General features: G+C 58.8%; 13 protein-coding genes and 1 tRNA gene. 9 read left to right on the top strand and 5 right to left on the bottom strand.

The window, feature by feature from the left end:
- Positions 1-22: 22 nt before the first annotated feature.
- The 3 genes from QP995_RS09970 to QP995_RS09960 all read left to right on the top strand — a co-directional run bounded on the left by QP995_RS09970 (position 23) and on the right by QP995_RS09960 (position 2,333).
- Positions 23-805, top strand: coding sequence for an MBL fold metallo-hydrolase (locus QP995_RS09970; protein WP_070549691.1), 783 nt, complete (start codon positions 23-25; stop codon positions 803-805).
- A gap of 68 nt (positions 806-873) precedes the next feature.
- On the top strand, positions 874-1,635 hold the full coding sequence (rph, locus tag QP995_RS09965) for a ribonuclease PH (RefSeq protein WP_016422266.1): 762 nt from the start codon (positions 874-876) through the stop codon (positions 1,633-1,635).
- Positions 1,632-2,333, top strand: coding sequence for a non-canonical purine NTP pyrophosphatase (locus QP995_RS09960; protein ID WP_187400020.1), 702 nt, complete (start codon positions 1,632-1,634; stop codon positions 2,331-2,333). The genes rph and QP995_RS09960 overlap by 4 nt, the downstream gene beginning before the upstream one ends.
- 22 nt (positions 2,334-2,355) lie before the next feature.
- Here QP995_RS09960 and QP995_RS09955 read toward each other — a convergent pair whose 3' ends face one another.
- Together QP995_RS09955 and QP995_RS09950 are read right to left on the bottom strand one after the other, a co-directional pair.
- Complete coding sequence (locus QP995_RS09955; protein WP_005511118.1) at positions 2,356-2,709, bottom strand: DUF3817 domain-containing protein; 354 nt, start codon at positions 2,707-2,709, stop codon at positions 2,356-2,358.
- 33 nt (positions 2,710-2,742) lie between these two features.
- The gene (locus QP995_RS09950; protein ID WP_259803117.1) at positions 2,743-3,138 is read right to left on the bottom strand and encodes a hypothetical protein; all 396 of its coding nucleotides are present in this window, start codon (positions 3,136-3,138) and stop codon (positions 2,743-2,745) included.
- A gap of 202 nt (positions 3,139-3,340) precedes the next feature.
- On the opposite strand from QP995_RS09950, the gene QP995_RS09945 reads away from it, so the two are divergent.
- The 5 genes from QP995_RS09945 (at position 3,341) to acpS (ending at position 14,269) form a co-directional block, all read left to right on the top strand.
- Positions 3,341-3,422: transfer RNA gene (locus QP995_RS09945), tRNA-Leu, on the top strand.
- Between the two features lie 156 nt (positions 3,423-3,578).
- Complete coding sequence (locus QP995_RS09940; RefSeq protein ID WP_187400021.1) at positions 3,579-3,998, top strand: hypothetical protein; 420 nt, start codon at positions 3,579-3,581, stop codon at positions 3,996-3,998.
- A 182-nt stretch (positions 3,999-4,180) separates the two neighbouring features.
- The gene (locus QP995_RS09935; RefSeq protein ID WP_016422270.1) at positions 4,181-4,378 is read left to right on the top strand and encodes a hypothetical protein; all 198 of its coding nucleotides are present in this window, start codon (positions 4,181-4,183) and stop codon (positions 4,376-4,378) included.
- Positions 4,379-4,730: 352 nt separating this feature from the next.
- Positions 4,731-13,868 carry a type I polyketide synthase gene (locus QP995_RS09930; protein WP_284853164.1) on the top strand — a complete coding sequence of 3,046 codons (9,138 nt, stop codon included), beginning with the start codon at positions 4,731-4,733 and terminating at the stop codon, positions 13,866-13,868.
- The gene (gene acpS, locus QP995_RS09925) at positions 13,865-14,269 is read left to right on the top strand and encodes a holo-ACP synthase AcpS (protein WP_016422272.1); all 405 of its coding nucleotides are present in this window, start codon (positions 13,865-13,867) and stop codon (positions 14,267-14,269) included. Before QP995_RS09930 ends, acpS begins: the two co-directional genes overlap by 4 nt.
- A gap of 12 nt (positions 14,270-14,281) precedes the next feature.
- On the opposite strand, the gene QP995_RS09920 is transcribed toward acpS, so the two are convergent.
- From QP995_RS09920 to bcp, 3 genes are all read right to left on the bottom strand, one after another.
- The gene (locus QP995_RS09920) at positions 14,282-16,042 is read right to left on the bottom strand and encodes a neocarzinostatin apoprotein domain-containing protein (RefSeq protein WP_080971516.1); all 1,761 of its coding nucleotides are present in this window, start codon (positions 16,040-16,042) and stop codon (positions 14,282-14,284) included.
- A 160-nt stretch (positions 16,043-16,202) separates the two neighbouring features.
- Entirely contained in the window at positions 16,203-16,862 is a 660-nt protein-coding gene (locus QP995_RS09915) for a TetR/AcrR family transcriptional regulator (RefSeq protein WP_049172878.1), read from the bottom strand.
- A gap of 75 nt (positions 16,863-16,937) precedes the next feature.
- Positions 16,938-17,465: a thioredoxin-dependent thiol peroxidase gene (gene bcp, locus QP995_RS09910; protein ID WP_049172881.1), complete on the bottom strand. Its 528-nt coding sequence runs from the start codon at positions 17,463-17,465 to the stop codon at positions 16,938-16,940.
- A 150-nt stretch (positions 17,466-17,615) separates the two neighbouring features.
- Between bcp and QP995_RS09905 the strand changes: the two genes are divergently transcribed.
- Positions 17,616-17,897: a DUF3618 domain-containing protein gene (locus QP995_RS09905; RefSeq protein WP_038628049.1), complete on the top strand. Its 282-nt coding sequence runs from the start codon at positions 17,616-17,618 to the stop codon at positions 17,895-17,897.
- Positions 17,898-18,104 lie beyond the last annotated feature (207 nt).

The raw sequence follows: 18,104 nt of genomic DNA, 5'->3' as shown, positions 1-18,104 counted from the left end.
AATTACATGGCAAGCTTGAAGTATGCGATTGAAGGTTCTGGGATGTACAGGCAGCATGGGTGGCCCATCGGCGCCAGCATCTGGCTACCTCATTGAGCTGGATAACGGTCGAACCTTTGTCATTGATTTGGGTCCCGGTGTCCTCGCCGAATTGCAGAAGATCTCTGATCCTGCAGCTTGTGATTTGTTACTAACTCATGTGCACCCAGACCACACTGCAGACATTCCAGGGCTGCTCGTCTGGCGTCGCTTCCACCCGACAGCCCCGGCGAGTTCCCGGAATCTCCTGGTTGGCCCCGGAGACATTCACGACCGGATAGGCACCATGTGCAAAGCACTGGGAAGTGAAGAAGATGCCAACCTGGAAGACACTTTTGACCAGGTTGTGAGTAACCCAGGTGAGCCACTGTTAGTCGGTGGGGGCGAAGCGGACGGAGGCGCCGTCGTCACGCCGTATAACATGGTCCACCCGGTGCCAGCTGTTGGATATCGCATTGAAGCAGATGGTCTGACCATTGCGTACACCGGAGATACTGCGTGGACCGATGAACTGGTGGAGCTGGCGCGGGATGCGGATATCTTCATTTGTGAAGCCACATGGTGCAGCAACGAAGAGGGCACCCCACCGGATATGCACCTGACGGGCTACGAGGCCGGAAAGGCAGCGACGCTGGCGGGGGTTAAGAAGTTGGTGCTGACTCACATTCCGCCATACGCCGACGGTGAAGAAGCACTACGTGCTGCGAAGAGCACCTTTGCCGGTGACGTTGAATTGGCCTACCTGGGCATGGAGCTAGGCGGCTAGTCACAGCGACTATCGGGTTTCCGTACAGCTGTCGCACCGCTTCCGCGCCGGGCGGTAGGGTAGTTGGCATGACTACAGCTAATTCCGATTTTCGCCGTGCCGATGGACGCGCGGTTGATGAAATGCGCAAGGTGACCATCACTCGTGGCTTCACCGACAATCCGGCCGGTTCTGTGCTGGTTACTTTCGGTAATACGCGTGTAATGTGCACCGCTTCCGTCGAACAGTCGGTGCCACGATTCAAGCGTGACTCCGGCGAGGGCTGGTTGACCGCTGAGTACTCCATGCTGCCGGCCTCTACCCACGAGCGCATGCCCCGCGAGTCAATGCGCGGCAAGGTCAAGGGTCGCACTCACGAGATTTCCCGTCTGATCGGTCGCTCCTTGCGAGCTGCTATCGACTTGAAGGAACTCGGTGAGAACACCATCAACATCGACTGTGATGTTCTGCAGGCGGATGGTGGTACTCGAACCGCTTCCATCACCGGTGCGTACGTCGCGCTGGCTGATGCCCTGACCTACCTGCATGCAGTGGGCGCTGTTCCGGGCACCCCGCTGAAGGCACCAGTCGCAGCTGTTTCGGTTGGCATTATTGACGGCCGTGTCTGTCTAGATCTGCCTTACGAGGAGGACTCCCGCGCTGAGGTCGACCTCAACGTGGTGATGACCGCAGAGGGCAAGTTCGTCGAAATCCAGGGCACTGGCGAGGAAGGCACCTTCGACCGCGATCAGCTGAATGACATGCTCGACTCGGCGGAAAAGGGCCTGCGTGAGCTCGTTGCCCTGCAGCAGGAAGTTCTGCGTGCGCCGTACCCGGGTGAGCTGCCGTGAAGCTCCTCGTCGCTACCCGAAATTCTAAAAAACTAGTCGAGCTCGACCGCATCCTGCGTGCGGCGGGTATTGATTCGGTGGAACTTCTTTCGCTTAGCGACGTCCCGGAGTACCCAGAGCGCCCCGAAACCGGTCGCACTTTTGCGGACAACGCCTACATCAAGGCTTTCGATGGTGCGAAACACACCGGCTACGCGTGTTTGGCAGACGATTCGGGGCTCAGCGTCGATGAGCTAAACGGCATGCCGGGTGTGCTCTCGGCGCGCTGGTCGGGCACTCACGGCGACGATGTCGCTAACTACGAGCTGCTGCTCGCCCAGATGGGGGACTGCCCAGATGAGCGTCGTACGGCGTCCTTCCGTACCGCCTGCGCGTTGGTCGTCCCCGGTGTCAAGGAGGTGCCGTCCGCGCTTGCCGACGGCGGTTTCCCAGCCGTCCTCGATGAAGCCGGTAATCTGCTGCTGGTTGTAGAGGGCCGCTGGCCTGGCGCCATTCTGCGCGAGCCTGTTGGGGACAATGGGTTCGGCTACGATCCGGTGTTCGCGCCCGCAGTTGGGGAGGGCAACGAAGCTGAGGGGGCCTTGTCTGCGGCACAAATGAGCGCCGAAGACAAGGACGCTTTTAGCCACAGGGGGCGTGCACTGCGTGCCTTGACTCCGGCGCTGAAAATTCTGGCTGAGGTTGAGGCTAAGGGGTAGCCCTCGGGCTGCCGAGAGCCCGCTACTTCAGCTGGAAAGCGGTCTCGACTTCCTCACGACGCTTCTTCTCGACGAAGAAGGAGAGGAACGGGACCACGCCACCGAGCGCGGTGATAATCCACTTTGCTGGTTCCCAGCGGGCCTTGGTACCCAGGTTTACGGTGGCAATGAGGAATGCCATGTAGCCGAAGCCGTGAATCTGGGCGGTGTAGAAGAACCACCGCGGCGCGTCGGCGGAGTTGTCGAGGATGAGGTACTTGTAAATCATCTCGGCACACAGCAAGAGCAGCATCACACCCGTGAAGTAGGCGGTGACGGAGAAGTACGTCAGTGCCTTCCTTACGCGCTCTTGACGATCTGGATTGATGTTGGTCACTAAAAGTCCTTTTCTCGAATAAGCAGTTATCGCCTAGGCGTTGGTGCCAGAATCCGTCGATTGTGTCTCATCCACACGCTGCACCTTTCGCGAGCCATCTGGGTTGGTCGGCAGGAATTCGTCTGGAATTTCCGTCATGACATCGTCTTTAGCCTCAAATGCGGCCTCGCTATTGCCGCTCAGGCGTTCGCGTTCGTACTCCATGTATTTGCGGTAGGCCCAAATAAAGAACAGGCCGAAAGCTGGCCACTGCAGTGCGTAGCCCAGGTTTTGGAATGAGCTGGTTGTGTTCCACCTGCTGAGCTGCCAGTAGGCGAGTGCAAGAGTGGCGCCGACTGCAAGAGCCAAGAAGATTAGTTGCATCACGCGGGTACGAGTGGGAATCTTCGCTGGCTTGTCAGTGGTATTGGAATGCTGTGAAGTGGACACATAACCACCATAGCTAGTCCGTGACCTGCCAAGCTAGCGCGCTCGCTGGATAGGCAGGGGATGGGACATTAGGAAATCTGCGGCAAACCCGTTAAAGTGTGTACAGTCCAAATGAGCTGTGAAAGTTCGTTGTGCCTGTAGGTGGCTAATAGGTAGTCCATGCTTACGGGGACTGTACGTAACTGTCACGGATTCGCGACGGGCGCCTGTGGCGGAATTGGCAGACGCGCTGGATTTAGGTTCCAGTGCCTTAGGGCGTGGGAGTTCAAGTCTCCCCAGGCGCACACATAAATACCCCGTGACTATGCAGGTCACGGGGTGTTTTCGTTCTCCAGCCCGCCAGATTTTTCGCCCTCATTACGCTGCGTGCCCAAAATCTGGCCCATTTCCCGCCCGAAGCTATTCCAAGGTCGCTAATCTCCCGTGCACGGTGTAGAACCATGACTATGAAAATTGTTGTCTGCGTCGTTTATCCCCGCTATCCGGATAACACTGAACCTCTCGGCGGGTTCGTCGAGTCCGAGGAGACCGCCCTCGCGATTGACAACTGGTGGCGCGCGCAACCCGGCGGAATGATGGGCACCTGGGAAGATTTCGAGGTCGAGGTCGAAAGCCGCGACCAACTCCTCTATGGAGTATTCACCGGCACCCCCACTCTCGAAATCACCGATAGCAACTTCTGGGACCCTATCTGTTACGGGGTGTACACCGACCGGGAAGAAGCCGAGCGGGCAACCAAACCAAAGTCAATGTGGGAAGCGAACAACAGTCCCCAGAAGTACGTCCTCCCCTTCCGTCTGGGCTGGAAATATGACAGATACTTCCCTGACGGAAAGCCCTGGCCACCAGACCAGCTGTAGACCTGCGACAGTTTTCGCATCGGGAAGGGGAACGCAAGACGGGGCAGTCGCACAGCGCGCGTGAGTGCCATTCTGGGAAACCTTTGTTCGCTCATTCCACTGCGTAGGGCAATCGAATCTGTCGATACAATGACGCTGATCGAATCGTATCTTGAATCGTAAGGTGGAAGCAGGGAGGCAACATGAGCATCTCGATGCATCTGGATGAGTACATGGCGCGTCGTGGCATAGTTCCCGACGACACTGTGGTCAACGATGATCCCTGCGCAATCTTCGACGGCAAGGTCGAGCGCGATGGTAAGTCGCAGCAGGACCTTGAAGAGTCAGAGCGGCGCTTAGAAGAAGCGGAGTCCACAATTCTGGATATGCTAGGCGATTAATCGAGGAAAGATTGAGCGTTCTCGGCGCCCATTGACACGCATTCCGGGTGTGATGTTCATCACCGATTGGGCATAAATTGGCTCAGTCTTCCGGGCTTCATTTTCCACTGCCGGTGCTGACAGAGTGGTGAAGTGCAAGCAATTTCTCGACAGGGGAACACTGTTTTCTACCTGCGAAGTTCTTTCATTTTAGAAGCGTTGTACTCGCTGATTTCGCAGCCGTGTTCGGCCTCTCGTTTTGGGGTTGCAAATTATCTTCGCGTTGATGGCATCATAAAACCGCACGAGAAAAACATGATGGATTCCTCATGATTTATGGCATAGTGTCCTGGCAAGGATTTGGAAACAAAAGATGTTTTCATTTCGTACTCCACAAGACAAGGACCTCAGCCACGTGAAATACGAAAAACTCGCCACTTTGCAGACCAATGTCGTAACTGCTCCAGACCTGGGTACTTTTGCAGTCACTTTCGCCGGTCAATCGCAACCATGGCTGGACACTCTCTCCCGCGTCATGGCCAGTGGCAACTCAAAGAAACTACGGGAAGTTTTCACTCGCGCTGAGGAACTGCTCGCACCGCTTGACGACGATCTCATCGGCCAGCTTCCCGCAGGTTTCGACCCCTTCGGCTGGGCAATCTCACTCGTTACAGACGAGCCATTTACCGGAGATACAACCAACCCTGCGGTCAGCGTCCCGGGCATCGTCTTGGCACAGTTGGGCATTGTCGAGTTGCTGGAAAAGCAGGGAATTAATATCACCGAAGCGGTAGCGGTAACCGGTCATTCGCAAGGTGTTCTTGCCGCTGAGATTGTCGCTCGCCCAGAGAAGGCAGCAGAGCTTCTGGCGCTAGCTCGCCTCATCGGTGTGGCGTGTGCGCGCGGAAGCCGAGTAGCCGGATTTGGGCGCGCGCCGATGATGAGTATCTCTGGCCTGACGGTCGAGGAGTTGGAGCCTTTCCTCCCCCAGGGCTGTGTCATCGGTCTGAAGAATACGCAGACTACCAGCGTAGTTATCGGCAAGCAGGATGAACTAGACCAGCTGGCAGAGCAGCTCACAACGCAGCAGCCGAAGGGTCGGAAAGTCGAATGTACAGTTCTGCCAGTTAGTGGCGCATTCCATCACCCAGCGCTGGTACCTGCTGTGGCATGGGTAGTGGAGCGAGCTGAGCGCATTGGGCTAGATGCGGAAACGGCGGACCGGCTTGCGCGTGCAATCTTGGTTGACCCCAGTGACTGGAGCGCCGAGGTACGGGGGCTCATCGACCAAGGAGCAACCACCATTTTGGATTTGGGGCCGAACACAGGCGTCGTCAAGCTGACAGAACGTAACGCTGAAGGCTATGGCGTGGCGGTGATTCCTGCGGCGACAGCTGCGGGTAGGGGCGTCCTGTCTGAGAGCGACATTGAGCATCCGACATCGTGGCTGGAGTTTGCGCCGCGTCTGGTCACTGGAGACAAGCCCCGTGTCGAGACGAAGTTCACCAAGTTGACCGGGCGCTCGCCAATTCTGCTCGGCGGTATGACCCCGACAACCGTTGACCCTGAGATCGTGGCGGCTGCTGCGAATGCGGGGTTCTGGGCGGAGCTGGCCGGTGGCGGCCAAGTCACGCCGGAAATCTTCGAGGCTAATGTGGCGCGACTCTCCGATCTGCTCGAGGAGGGGCGCAGTGCACAGTTCAACACCATGTTTTTGGATCCGTACCTGTGGGGTTTGCACATTGGAAGCCGCCGTTTGCTCCCGCGCGCAGTGGCAGCGGGGCGACCGATTGATGGAGTCACCATCTCCGCGGGAATCCCCGAGGTGGACGAGGCAGTTGAGCTAGTAAAGCAGCTGCGTGAGGGCGGGATTCCGCATATCTCCTTCAAACCGGGCACAATCGCACAAATCGAGTCGGTGCTCGAAATTGCAGACACCTTGGCGCAGCAGGGCACACCGTATCCAATCATCATGCAGGTTGAAGGTGGGCGTGCCGGCGGCCACCATTCCTGGGAAGACCTCGATGACCTGCTAATTAACACCTACGCAAAGATCCGCAAGCGAGATGTGGTGCTTGCTGTTGGCGGCGGTATCGGCAAGCCAGAACAGGCCCGTGATTATCTGATGGGCACGTGGTCGACACGGTACGGATTGGCGCCGATGCCGGTCGATGCTGTCATCATCGGCACAGCTGCGATGGCAGCCAAGGAGTCGACCGCCTCTGAGTCCGTGAAACAGATGCTGGTCGACACCGTCGGCACTGACAACTGGATCCCCGCTGGTAGCGCCATGGATGGCATGGCGTCGGGACGCAGCCAGTTGGGCGCTGATATCCACGAAATTGATAACGCCGCAGCACGCGCAGGCAGATTGCTTGACGAAGTCGCAGGTGACCTCACTAAGGTCACCGAACGACGCGCAGAGATCATCGAGGCAATTAACGCCACCGCGAAGCCGTACTTCGGGGATGTCGTCACCATGACGTATGCCGAGGTGCTGAATCGCTATCTCGAATTGTGTGCGCCCGAAGGGACGTTCCTCGATCCAACGTGGTCGACGCGCTTTGTCGCACTCGTCGATCGCGTAGAGGCACGATTGAATGCAGTCGACGCGGGCACGTTTGACGCGCTTGCCGACGGCGACAGCTTGCGCACTCAGTCGCAGAATGAAATCTCGCGACTATCCGGCCTGCTGGATCTGGATACCCAGCTCCACCCAGCAGATGTCACCTTCTTTATCTCTGAGCTCTGCCGCACACCTGGCAAACCTGTGCCATTCGTTCCGGTTATCGATGATGAGGTTCGTCGCTGGTGGCGATCGGACTCCCTATGGCAGGCGCATGACTCTCGCTACGATGCGGATCAAGTCTGCATCATCCCAGGGCCGCAGGCTGTTTCGGGCATTACCCGCGCGAATGAGCCAGTAGCGGAGATTCTGGGGCGGTTTGAAAAAGCTACTGCACAGGCATTGATGGATATCGGCTACCTGCCGGAGGCACCTGTTGACGCCCTCAGCCGGATGCTCGCAGCACCTGTGATTTGGTGGGCTGGTCGACAGCAGCCGAATCCGGCGCTGGCACTTGGCGCGGAACATGAGTGGGTATGTGTATCTGACGCAAGTGATGTCTCTCGTTCACAACGCCTGGAGCACCCAGGTACTGGTGCCATTTTGGAGACCATTGGAGTTGATGGCAGCAATGATGAGGGCGGGGAGGAGCTCGTCTGGGCACAGCTGACCGTTCCGCTGCCCGATGCTGCGGGGGAGAATACGCAACTGCGAATTCGCCTGTGCCAGAGTGCAGCGGTGGGCGCAGTGCCCGTCGTCAAGCATGAGGATGCGGCAGCCGCGATGCGGGAGCTGACGCGAATCGCGGCTGGCGGTGAGCTTGCAAACATCGTCGATGGGGTCGCGGAGTGGGAATCCGAGTGGGATCCGATGGCGATGGCTGACTACGATGCGGTCACTATTGCAGCTGCCGGCGATGAGTCGCAGGCGACGGTGCCGGACGCGTTGGTCGGGCATGCTTGGCCAGCGATTTTTGCGGCAGTCGCGCAGGCGCGTACTGAGACCGGCATTGATGTTGTTGAGGGCATGCTCGCGCTTGTTCACCTTGAGCATCACATTCGTATGATTGGGGCTCTGCCGCAGGAAACCACAACGTTGCGGATTAGCGCGCGTGTCGATGAGGTCGTTGATACGGACTTAGGGCGACTAGTTGTGGTGCGCGCGGAGGTTCGTGATGGCGATACGCTGCTCGCCACCTTGAGCGAACGGTTTGCCATTCGTGGCCGAAACGGCGGCGAGACAGCACGGACCAATACTGTGCCATTTCCAACGGTCACGGACACGCCACGGAGTTTCCGCGGTGCGTTGACCGTGGAAGCGCCTAAGGCGATGGAGCCATTTAGCTGTGTCACAGGCGATCGCAATCCTATCCACGTCGATTCCCGCGCGGCAGCGCTAGCTGGTCTACCAGGGGTTATTGTCCATGGAATGTGGCTGTCGGCGATGGCCGAGCATGCGGCTGTTGCCACGTCGGATGCCGGCATTGGCAATCGGGTGATTGAGTTCACTGCGACTATGCTGAGTCCGGTTCTACCTGGTCAGGAAGTGAAATTCTCTGTCGAACGCCGTGGTTTTGATGACCGTCCAGGCGCCGGTGAAGTCCGTGAAGTCACGGCCACAGTAGAGGGCGAGCTGGTACTGACTGCCACTGCTGTAATTGCCGCACCGACGACTGCATATGTCTTCCCTGGCCAGGGGATTCAATCACAGGGGATGGGGCTGTCTGCCCGGACTCGCAGCGTAGCGGCCCGCCGCGTGTGGGACCAGGCGGATGCGATGACCCGAGAGAAGCTTGGCTTTTCCGTACTGGCTATTGTTCGGGACAACCCGGTAGAGGTGGTTGTGGATGGTGTGCGCTATTTCCACCCAGAAGGTGTCCTGAATCTGACTCAGTTCACCCAGGTTGCGATGGCGACGTTGGGGCTGGCGCAGGTTGCGGAGCTCCGTGAAGCAGGGCTGCTGGATGAAACAGCTCACTTTGCGGGACACTCTGTCGGTGAGTACAACGCGCTGGCGGCTTTCGCTGGTGCGCTTGACGCAGATGCCGTGTTGGAGGTTGTCTACCGCCGCGGTTTGACCATGCATGAACTGGTCGAACGTGATGAGCAGGGGAGGTCCAACTATGGTTTGTGCGCCCTGCGTCCGGACAAGATCGGCGTACGCGAGGACGAGGTCACTGAGTTTGTTAATCGGTTGTCGCAGGAAACCGGTGAGTTCCTCGAAGTCGTAAATCTCAACCTGGCAGGCAAGCAGTACGCCGTCGCCGGCACCGTCGCGGGCCTTGCGGCACTGGCTGAACAGTGCGAGCGCCGCAGCTCGGACGGCAAGGGATACGTGCGTATCCCAGGTATTGATGTGCCATTCCACTCCAGTGTCCTACGCGACGGTGTGGATTCCTTCCGTAAACACCTGGAGCGGCTGCTGCCAGCGGAAATCGCTCCAGAACGCCTGGTGGGACGCTATATCCCGAATCTCACCGCGACCTCTTTTGAGCTGACCGAGAAGTTCGTCCGCCAGATGGCTGCAGTCGTCGACTCAGACATTCTGGAAAACATCCTTGCCGACTTTGATACTGCTGCTGAAAACCCGGCGCGCCTGGCCCGCATGTTGCTGGTCGAGTTGCTGGCCTGGCAATTCTGCTCACCGGTGAGGTGGGTCGAAACTCAGGATCTGTTGCTTGAGGATCTCGGTGTCAGCCGCATTATTGAAGTCGGTGTAGGTACAGCGCCCACACTGGCAAACCTGGCTGCCCGTACCTGCCAGTTGCCCCGCCACCGAAGCCGTGACATTCGAGTGCTCAATCTCGAGCGTGATGCTGATGCAGCGTTTATGCGCGACCAAATTCAGCCGGAAAAGACTGAGCCCGAGTCGGAGGTGACACCAGAGCAGGACGCGGCGCAGACCCTATCTGGAGCAGCAGGAGCATCGGGAGAAGCAGGATCAGCGGCGCCGGCGGTATCCGCAGACCAATCCGCGGCGACCGAACAGGCAACCACGATCACGAGTGCTGCCACTCCGGCTGCCGAAGTTGCTGATATCGCAGTCAGCCCGGCAGAAGCGCTGGAAGTTCTTATTTGCCAATGGACGAAGGTGCGCCCCGACCAGCTCGGCGCCGCCGACTCCATTGAGACTCTGGTCGATGGAGTCTCATCTCGACGCAATCAACTGCTGCTCGATCTCGGAGTGGAATTCGACCTCGGTTCAATCGAAGGGGCCGCAGATGCGGAACTGGCTGATCTAAAGGACAAGATTGATAGCTTGGCCAGTGGGTATTCGGCATTCGGTCCGATTCTCTCCGAAGCCATTGCCGACGGTATTCGCCGGATTACCGGTCCTGCCGGTGCAGGCGCGAATTACATCGATGACTATGTGGTCGATGAATGGCAGCTCGGCAAGGGGTGGGCAACCGCAGTTAGCGCCGAGATGATGCTCGGTACTCGCGAGGGCGCATCCCTGCGCGGCGGTGATCTTGCGCATCTGGCACCGGCCGCCCCAACCAGTACTGCTGAACTCAACCAGCTGATCGATGAAGCAATCCTCGCGGTCGCCTCGCAGCGAGGTGTATCTGTCGCTAAGCCGTCGGCAAGCGACAGTAGTGCTGGGATGGTCGACTCGGCTGCACTCACTGAGTTTGCAGATAAACTGACTGGTCAACGAGGAATTCTTGCCACCGCTGCACGCACGATTCTGGAGCAACTCGGCCACGAGATTACCGGTGCCATTGACTTCGATGCCGAAGACGCCGACAGCAACCTGGTAAATCTCGTCACTGCTGAACTCGGTGCGGACTGGCCGAAGCTGGTCACCCCGACGTTTACGCCCACCAAGGCAGTGCTGCTCGACGACCGCTGGGCCACCTCCCGCGATGACCTAGCACGCCTCTGGGCAGCCGCTGATGAAGACGTGGCTGACACCGCGCCGGGCAGTATCCACGAAACCGCAGTCGAGCAGGCACAGTGGTGGGCTGCCAAGGCAGACGCGGCAGGGCGAACACAGTTGGCGAGTATCTACCGACAGCTGGCGGATGAGTCCATCACGAATGTGGACGAACTATCGATGAATGCCGACATCGCAGTTGTTACCGGTGCATCGCCAAATTCGATTGGCTCCGCTGTGACTGCACAGTTGCTGTCTCAGGGAGCAACCGTTGTTGTCACTACCTCACGCCTGGGACATGAGCGCCTGAGCTTCTACAAGCAGCTCTACCGCATGCATGCGCAGGGCGAGGCGAAGCTGTGGGTGGTACCGGCGAACCTGTCCAGCTTCCAGGACCTGGATTCCCTTATCGACTGGATCGGAACCGAGCAGACTACGACGATTGGTGCGGAAGTGGTTGTGACCAAGCCTGCACTGTCACCGACGTTGCTATTCCCGTTCGCGGCGCCTACGGTTTCGGGTTCGCTTGCCGACGCCGGTCCTGCGTCCGAGACCCAAATGCGTCTGCTTCTGTGGTCGGTGGAACGACTCATCGCAGGGATGTCAGCACTTGGCGGGGACAATAATCTGGACCATCGTTTGCATGTGGTGCTGCCGGGTTCACCGAACCGTGGTCGCTTCGGCGGTGATGGTGCCTATGGTGAAGCCAAGGCCGCACTCGATGCAGTGGTGGCGCGCTGGAATGTGGAGGACGCTTGGCGCACCCGCACCACTCTGGCTCATGCACAGATTGGTTGGGTTCGAGGCACCAACCTGATGGGTGGAAACGACCCATTGGTTGCTGCAGTGGAAGCAAAGGGAGTACGCACCTTCTCCACCGAAGAAATGGCAGCTGAACTCATTGAGCTCGCGAGCTCGGAGGCTCGGAAGAAGGCACAAACCCGCCCGATTCAGGCCGATCTCACCGGCGGATTGGGTGACGTCGACCTCAACATTGCGCAAATGGCGCAGGAGGCTGCACAGGCGGCTGCCCCAGCAGCTCAAAACTCTGAGATCTCTAGCGGGGCGAGCTCGCAGGAGCCGTCGTCAAGCCGTGTTTTGAGCGGCCTGCCAAGCCCTCGCCGACCAATTGCGCAGACAACACCGACCTTTGGTGACATCGCAGCGGCTCTGGAGGACATGGTGGTCATCGTGGGCGCCGGTGAGCTTGGGCCGTACGGTTCTTCCCGGACGCGCTTTGAGGCTGAAGTCGATGATATTTCTGCAGCAGGAATTGTGGAATTAGCCTGGTCAATGGGGTTGATTTCCTATGAGGGTGGCTGGCGCGACGCCGACGGGCAACCGTTGGCAGAAAGCGACATTGCTTCGCGTTACCGCGATGAAGTGCTGGCGCGAGTTGGTGTGCGTCGTTACGCCGATGATGGCGATTTGGTTGATAATACGATGACTGAGCTGACCACGGTCTACCTGGATCGTGCGTTGAGCTTTGCTGTGCGTGACCGCGCGGCAGCGGAGACTTTTGTCAGTTCCAACCCGGACAACACCACTGCGAGCTTCGATGCCGAGACAGGGCAGTGGCTTGTGACACGAGCCGCTGGCACACCAGTGCAGGTTCCGCGCCGAATGGCGATGAGCCGCTATGTTGGCGGTCAAATTCCGCAGGGCTTTGACCCGGCACGATACGGTATTCCGGCAGACATGATGGACAATCTGGACCGCGTGAGCTTGTGGAACATTGTCTGTACTGTCGATGCCTTCTTGTCATCGGGCTTCAGCCCAGCGCAACTGCTGGAAGCGGTCAACCCGGCGCGAGTGTCGTCGACCCAGGGCACAGGTATTGGTGCGATGGAGTCGCTGCGCAGTCTCTACATCGACGGCCTGCTGGGGCAACCGCGAGCCAATGACGTCCTGCAGGAGGCATTGCCAAATGTTATTGCCGCCCACGTTATGCAGTCTTATGTCGGTGGCTACGGGCAGATGATTCACCCTGTCGCAGCCTGTGCGACGGCAGCGGTGTCGGTGGAGGAGGGCGTCGACAAGATTGCCCTGGGTAAGGCAGATTTCGTTGTCGCAGGTGGCTTCGATGACCTATCCACAGAGGGAATTACAGGTTTCGGCGACATGGCCGCCACAGCTGACTCCGCCACCATGGAAGACAAAGGCATCGACCATGAGTACTTCTCCAGGCCGAACGATCGTCGACGCGGAGGCTTTGTGGAATCGCAAGGCGGTGGCACGGTGCTGTTGGCTCGCGGAGACATCGCTCGTGACATGGGGCTCCCCGTGCTCGGTGTCGTCGCATACGCCCAGTCCTTCGCCGACGGCGCGCACACGTCCATTCCGGCGCCGGGTTTGGGTGCGCTAGCGGCCGCTCAGGGCGGCGAGAAGTCTCGATTGGCTCGCGCACTTGCAGTACTCGATGTCACTGCGGATCAGGTCGCGGTGTTGTCCAAGCACGACACCTCGACCAATGCCAACGACCCAAATGAGTCCGAACTGCATGAACGCATTGCAGATGAACTCGGTCGCGAGCGCTCTAACCCGCTGTTGGTGGTCTCTCAGAAATCGCTGACGGGACACGCTAAGGGTGGTGCTGCAGCGTTCCAGATCATTGGTCTGACCCAGGTATTGCGCAGCGGCATTGTGCCAGGTAATCGATCGCTGGACTGCGTCGATCCCGCATTGGCTGCGCATTCGCGTCTGGTATGGCCAACGAAGGCAGTCAATTTCGGCAATACGTTGCCGCTGAAGGCTGGCTTTGTTACCTCGCTCGGGTTCGGACATGTCTCGGCACTGGTGGCAGTCGTCCATCCGGAAGCTTTCTACCAAGCGATAGTGCAGCACGATGGCGCTGAGGCTGCGGAGCGTTGGCGGTCCGCGGCGCACAACCGCGAAGCGGCTGGTCTGCGTCGCATTGATGAGGCTATTTACGGTGGGGAAGCTCTCTACGAGCGTCCACGCGAGCGAAACCTGGCGGACGGTGGTCGGTTCGGTTCACCCGCTGCATTGGAAAAGGCAGTTCTGCTTTCCGACGGCGCCCGTCTGATCGATGGTGTCCTCCAGCCATGATTGGCGTAGACCTCGTCTATATTCCGGGCTTCGAAGAGCAGCTGAATATGCCAGGAAGTCAGTTCGCGCAGGCTGTTTTCACACCTGCGGAGCTACTGGTAGCTAGGCGCCGCGGAGCAGTCGGCGGCGCTCTGGCGCGTCACTTAGCGGGCCGCTGGGCTGCGAAGGAAGCCTTCATCAAGGCCTGGTCGCAGACTCTCTTCGGCAGCCAACCGCCGATTGCGCGCGATCAGCTGGACTGGCGGGAAATAGAGGTGCAGCCGGATGCCTACGGTCGCGTGAGCATCAGTCTCCACGGGGCTGTGAGCCGCCATTTCCACGATCAGGAGTGGCAGCTGGGGCCGTCGTTAAGCATCTCGCACGACGGCGACTACGCAATCGCCGTCGTACGCTTGGACTAGCCCGGCGCCGTGCTAATCGACGGACTTCTGACGGCGACCGACCAAGATGCCGGCACCGAAGATTAGCGCGCCCAGGATTGCGCCGGTTCCGGCGACTGCGGCGGTTTGGAGCGGGGAGTTGGTCGCGGCCTGCTGAGTCTGCACATCAACTTCGTCGAGGCCATTGCCGGAAGCGTTGGACTTTGCGGAAGCCTTGCCAGATGCCTTGGATGAGCCGCTGGCCTTGGACTCTCCGGTCTTGGAGGCACCGGTCTTCACAGCTTCTTCGCGTTCCTTGGCGGAGCCGCCGACGCTGAGGTCCGTGGCCGTGTCCTGGCTGCGGTCGGAGGAACCGTGAGCAGCAAAGGTGTAGAGTGCGCAGTCATTTTCGACGCAGTTGGCGGCCGATGTGACGGCCTCGACATTGAGCGTTGTGGAGAAGCTGCCGTCGGAGGACATCTGGGAGGTGCGGACAAACTCAGCGGCGGAGAAAGCATCAGCGTTGGTGGTGGAGAACTTGTTCTTCTCAGCCACTGCGACGTAGATGCCGTTGCCACTGGTCTTGAATCCGGTGCCGGAGACGGTAATTGGGGTGCTGCCCGATGGATTCAGTTCCGTGGTGGACAGGCTTACCGACGGGGTGCCGGTCGAGGAGCTGCTGCCGTTGGAGCTGCTGGAGCCGCTGGAGGCGCTGGTGCTACTCGTTCCACTAGACCCTGTGCTGCCACTGGTGCCGGAGCTTGCGCTGCCTGCGGACTGTGAGGAGCCACCGCCGGAGGGCAGGGTAGCGTCCTGCTTGGCAGCTCCGCCGGCAAACGATACCGCGGTCGCCGTGTCCTGGCTGCGGTCAGAAGAACCGTGAGCAGCAATGGTGTAGACCGAGCAAGCGTTCTGCATGCAGTCTGCCGTGCCGAACTTCGCGCTGACCGGAAGATCCACGCTGAAGCTGCCGTCGGACTTCAGGTTGCCGCGAGAGGTAGACACAAACTTGGTATCCGGGCCGAAGGAATCGGCGTTGGTCACATCCATCTGGTCATTTTGCGCGATACCGACGTAGATGCCCGGTCCAGAGGTCTTGAAACCCTTGCCTTCGACTCGAATGGTGTCGCCGCTCGGGTTCAAGTCTGAGGTCTTGGACAGGCTCACCGATGCGTTACCCCGTGACTGCGACGGTGACTGCGAGCCCGACTGTGACTGGGAGCCCGAACCAGCGCTCTGGCCACCGCTCGGCGCCGCGCCGGTGGAACCCTGCGATTGAGCAGCCTGGGAAGTAGCACCCGCCTTGAAGGTGATGGGGACCCACTGGTCATTGCTGCGGTCAGAAAGATTAGGGAACGCAGTAAAGGAGGCTACGTAGCACTGGGTAGAGGTGCAGTCGACATCGCCAAAGCTGGTCGCGACCTTCATCTCCTGCGTAAAACTTCCGTCCGCGCCAACCGTGACCTTGGCCGCTTCGCCGTAGGTCGAAGGGTAGCCCGACTTTGGCTTCTCGATTGTCTGGGCCAGGTAAATATTTGCGTTAGCGGGGTAGCCGACTCCCTTGATGGTCACGGTGGCGCCGTCGGACAGATCGGTGGCAGGGGTCACGGAGAGCTGGCGCTCAGACTGATCGGTGCTGCCGCCGAGAAGGTCGCCGATGCCGGGGAGCGAACCGCCGAGCTGTCCAATCGATGGCAGTGACTGTGCCGATGCGGGGACTGCGGGTAAAAATCCCGTACTCACTACGATTGCCGAAGCTAAAACAATAGAGCGGGGAAGCAGGCTCCGTCGGAAAGCGCCCTGCGTCGTGGACATGTGAACCTCTGATTCTGTTTGGGAGTTCCGGCGCAGGCGCGGCGAAAAACAGGGAACCCCACCGCGCTGACCAGAGTAAAGCGTAAACTAAGGCAAGCCTACCCTCCGCGTATTGATAAGGGCAATAAATGCCCCTGCCGAGGTGGGCGAGGGGTGCTCTCTAGTCTGCGGCCTCCGCGACGCTCATGAGATAAGAGATTGTCATGCGTTTGATTTCCTGCACCGTCAGCTCGTAATGAGCTTCCCGCTCAGCATCGCTTCCCGGATGGTCCACCGCATAATTCAGCAGGGCGTACGTGGCGTTAATCATGAGGTCGGAGATGAAGTTCAGTTCCGCATCGCTTGACGACGGCACCAGCGGGCGCAGCACCTTTGAAATCTCGGTGACCAGGCGTGACTTCGTATCTTCTGCGGTTGCGCGTGTGGCGGGCGTTGATTGAACAGCCAGCCATACGGCTCTTCTGGAAACGTCCTCGCGCCAGAGTTTTGCCAGGTGATCGATGAACTCCGAGAGAAACTCCGGCCATTTCAAGGTGGGGACTGTTTCGCCGAAGCGTGAGACTTCCTCGATGACGGCCTCGGTGTCCTGACGGTCGAGCTCGCAGATCATCACATACTTGTTTGCGAAGAATTGGTAGAGCGTGCCAATGGGGATATCTGCGATGCGAGCGACTTCGTCGAAAGTGAAAGACTCAAACCCGTGCTCGATGAGCACTGTGCGTGCCGAGCTGAGCATGCGTGCGTACCGCTCTCGGCTGCGTTGCTGAGCCGGAGTGCGACGGGGACGAAGAATATTCGGTGCGTCCTGGGATTGAGTCACTACTACGAAACCGTCTAATCGGGATGATGTGGGAGGAGAGTTTGGGGCCAGGGTCAAAGTAGGCCTTGCGGCTAGTTAGCTTTCGGAAGCCTGTGATTCCACGCCCAAGTCACGCAGTACGCGCTGGACGTGCCCCTTGGCGCGAACGTTGTACCAGGCCTTTTCAATTTCTCCTTCGGCATTAACCAGGAAAGTCGAGCGGATGACGCCCTGGACAATCTTGCCGTAGTTCTTCTTCTCGCCGAAAGCGCCGAATGCGGTCATGGTTTCCTTGTCCGGATCGGACAGAAGGGTGAAGTTTAAGCCGTGGTCCTCGCGGAACTTTGCGAGTTTCGCCGGCTTGTCCGGAGAAATACCTACGACAGGAATGCCGGCATCGTTCAGGGCAGCGGATTCATCGCGGAAGTCGCATGCCTCAGTGGTGCAACCTGGGGTGTTGGCCCGCGGGTAGAAGTAAATCAGCACGGGCTTGCCCGCGTAGTCCGACAGAGAAACCTGCTCTTCGGCGTCGTTGAGAAGAGTAAACGCTGGGGCAGGGTCGCCAGCTTCCAGACGGATGTTGTTCTGGCCGTATTCTTTGTCGCTGGAGGAAGAAGTAGTCATGGCTTCATCGTATCGACTCTGGAGCGGTGCGTGTCGACTCTGAAGCAATGCGTTGAGTTTTTCCCCGTGCTCGCCCACGTTGCTGTAGTGGAAGTGTTAGTCTTTTAGGCGAACAATCACTTTAGATATTCAACTTTTTAGGGAGTTTACGTGGCTCGCAGCATTGAAGATATCCAGCGCGATATTGAGCGTAACCGTAACCAGCTCGCCCGTACTCTGGATGAGCTAACCGTGCGAACGAATCCGAAGAACGTTGCGGATGACGCAAAGACCCGTGTTTTCGATGCTCTGAATGAGCCGAAGGTGCAGGCAGCACTGGGCGTCGTTGCCGCACTTGTTGTTGGTGGCATCGCAATGGGCATTCGTCGCAACCGCAATCGCAGCAAGGAAATTGACCGCATTCGCGAGATGATTGAGACTGCTGCTAAATAGTTTTTCGGTAATTAGCGCACGCGCTTCGGGTGGTTGCCTGGGGTCGTGCGCTTTTGCGTATCTAACCCTTGTTTGAGTCAGGCGTGGGGTGCGAGCGAGGGTTGCAAGTTGGCGCCTACGCTTGTTATGCAAGGGTTAAGTGACAAAAAGTGTGTCTGATTTTCAGCCTATTTGCTGGTCAGGCCGCATAAAACGGGCTTATATAAG

This window comes from Corynebacterium sp. MSK032, assembly GCF_030232065.1.
GTDB lineage: Bacteria > Actinomycetota > Actinomycetes > Mycobacteriales > Mycobacteriaceae > Corynebacterium > Corynebacterium jeikeium_D.
The sequence above is the reverse complement of the archived record's forward strand: the minus strand, read 5'-3'. Positions and strand labels throughout refer to the sequence as shown.

What these genes read in the sequence shown, in the direction of transcription:
- QP995_RS09970 (WP_070549691.1), top strand. Translation starts at nt 23, where the DNA reads ATGCGATTGAAGGTTCTGGGATGTACAGGCAGCATGGGTGGCCCATCG.
- rph (WP_016422266.1), top strand. Translation starts at nt 874, where the DNA reads ATGACTACAGCTAATTCCGATTTTCGCCGTGCCGATGGACGCGCGGTT.
- QP995_RS09940 (WP_187400021.1), top strand. Translation starts at nt 3,579, where the DNA reads ATGACTATGAAAATTGTTGTCTGCGTCGTTTATCCCCGCTATCCGGAT.
- QP995_RS09935 (WP_016422270.1), top strand. Translation starts at nt 4,181, where the DNA reads ATGAGCATCTCGATGCATCTGGATGAGTACATGGCGCGTCGTGGCATA.
- QP995_RS09930 (WP_284853164.1), top strand. Translation starts at nt 4,731, where the DNA reads ATGTTTTCATTTCGTACTCCACAAGACAAGGACCTCAGCCACGTGAAA.
- acpS (WP_016422272.1), top strand. Translation starts at nt 13,865, where the DNA reads ATGATTGGCGTAGACCTCGTCTATATTCCGGGCTTCGAAGAGCAGCTG.
- QP995_RS09920 (WP_080971516.1), bottom strand. Translation starts at nt 16,042, where the DNA reads ATGTCCACGACGCAGGGCGCTTTCCGACGGAGCCTGCTTCCCCGCTCT.
- bcp (WP_049172881.1), bottom strand. Translation starts at nt 17,465, where the DNA reads ATGACTACTTCTTCCTCCAGCGACAAAGAATACGGCCAGAACAACATC.